This is a genomic window from Acidovorax sp. KPB24-03, from assembly GCF_057546605.1.
Genome location: NZ_BAAJYR010000641.1, coordinates 1 through 1,434 on the forward strand (window position 1 = coordinate 1; position 1,434 = coordinate 1,434).

Consider the following 1,434-nt stretch of genomic DNA (forward strand, 5'->3'; position numbering starts at 1 on the left):
TGCGCGGGCTGCGCCTGGGGCTGCTGCTGGATGCCGGCTGCGGCCTGCCGGTGGACCCCGAGGTGCGCGCCGCCGTCGAGCAGGCCGCGCGCTGGTTCGAGGCGGCCGGTGCCCGGGTGGAGCCCATGGCGCCCTTCATGACGCCGGGCATGCTCGATGGCATGGACCATTTCTGGCGCATGCGCTCCTACACCGACCTGCAGACCCTGCCCGAGGAGCGGCGCGCCCGCGTGCTGCCCTACATCCGTGCCTGGGCCGACAGCGCCGCGGGCCTGTCGGGCATCGAAGTGTTCCACGCCAGCCAGCAGTTCCACGCGACGCGCGTGGCCACGGTGCAGGCCTGCAGCGCGTTCGACTACGTGCTCTCGCCCGTCGCACCCCTGCCCGCCTTCGCGGCCGAGCTGCCCTCGCCCACCGACGACCCGCTGCGCCCGCTGGAGCACATCGGCTTCACCGTGCCGTTCAACATGTCCGAGCAGCCCGCCGCCTCGGTGAACTGCGGGTACACGGCGGCGGGCCTGCCGATCGGGCTGCAGATCGCCGGGCCCCGCTTCGACGACCTGGGCGTGCTGCAGGTCGCCCATGCCTTCGAGCAGATCCGCGGGCCGCAACGCCCCTGGCCCCAGCCCCCCGGGGCCTGACGGGTGCGCCCGCGGGCGCGCCTTTCAGGCCCATGTTCCTTTCAACGCCTGCCCTGCTTTCCTTCACCCCCGTTTTCCGACACCACGGCCCGACCCCGCACATGGACACCTTTCTTCTGGCGATCCTGATCGCCACCGGCACCTACGCCCTCAACGCCCGCCAGCAGCGCCGGCGCATCGCGCTGCTGGCGCGCCACCTGGCCAACTACCAGATCGAGAAGCTGATGGAGAACCTCACCGAGGGCTACCTGCGCGCCCTGGGCGAGAGCGAGCCGCAGCGGCGCGACCAGAGCTGGAGCCTGCTGACCACCACCGAATCGCAGCTGACCGAGCAGTTCAACCGCTTCACGGCCGAGTTCTCGCGCCTGGACCCGGCGCTGACCCGCGTGAGCCGCATCGCGATCAGCCTGCCGTTCGCCCACCAGCTGTTTCCATCGGCCGCGTTCGACATGCGCAAGGCCCTGCTGGTGCATGCCCAGGGCATCGACCGCGCGGTGCGCAACGAAGCCGGCCGCGATGCGCGCGACAAGGCCTTCACCCTGTCGGCCGAGCTGTTCCTGATGCAGCACACCTGCCACTGGTTCTGCAAATCGAAGACCATCGCCTCGGCCCGCATGATGGCGCGGCACCAGACGCCTTACGACCAGCTCGTGGCCTCGGTGTCGCCGGAGACGCGCAAGGCCTATCTGGCGCTGGTCAACGGCTGACCGCCCTCATCGTCCCCACCCCACCCCGCCATCGCCCATGCCGACCGCGCCCGCCGCACCGCCACCCGCCGCCCTCGCGCCGCGCG

2 protein-coding genes are annotated in these 1,434 nt (G+C 71.6%); both read left to right on the forward strand.

Translation table 11 applies throughout. From position 1 onward, the window contains the following. The coding region (locus AC27KI_RS24775; RefSeq protein WP_487116433.1) for an amidase family protein at nucleotides 1–641 on the forward strand (641 nt) is incomplete at its 5' end. Between the two features lie 101 nt (nucleotides 642–742). Then, on the forward strand, nucleotides 743–1,348 hold the full coding sequence (locus AC27KI_RS24780; RefSeq protein WP_487116435.1) for a hypothetical protein: 606 nt from the start codon (nucleotides 743–745) through the stop codon (nucleotides 1,346–1,348). The last annotated feature ends 86 nt before the right edge of the window (nucleotides 1,349–1,434 follow it).

What these genes read in the sequence shown, in the direction of transcription:
- AC27KI_RS24780 (WP_487116435.1), top strand. Translation starts at nt 743, where the DNA reads ATGGACACCTTTCTTCTGGCGATCCTGATCGCCACCGGCACCTACGCC.